A 422-nucleotide genomic window follows, 5' to 3' on the forward strand; every position below is an offset into this window, starting at 1 on the left:
GTTCGAAGAGTCCCCATTCGTGCAGCGGAAAACAATCGTGGCCAGCCACGAAACGTCCGCGGCCGGGGTGACCGACGACAGCGATCAGGACGGCACGCGCGGAGATCCCGCTCGGGCCCGATCGCACACTAAGGATGGCCGATCCACATGACGACGATGGACATGCCGAAGGCCGGCGTTCCCACCGAAGGCGGCACGACGCACGAGGGCCTCGCGGCCTGGGTTGCGGAGGTCGCCGAGATGACCACCCCCGACCGCATCCAGTGGGTGACTGGATCGGATGAGGAGTGGAAGCAGATCACCGACAAGCTCGTCGAGCAGGGTACGTTCACGCGCCTCAACGAGGAGAAGAAGCCGAACTCGTTCTACGCCGCGAGCTCGCCGCAGGACGTCGCGCGCGTCGAGGACCGCACGTACATCTG

The 422-nt window shown here is 65.6% G+C and carries 1 pseudogene; it reads left to right on the top strand.

Features of this window, described 5'->3' with window-relative positions:
- Window positions 1-147: 147 nt before the first annotated feature.
- Window positions 148-422, top strand: a pseudogene (locus GO615_RS30020) (hypothetical protein); the annotation flags it as partial.

Origin of the sequence: Aromatoleum evansii, from assembly GCF_012910805.1 — a bacterium.
Lineage (GTDB): Bacteria > Pseudomonadota > Gammaproteobacteria > Burkholderiales > Rhodocyclaceae > Aromatoleum > Aromatoleum evansii.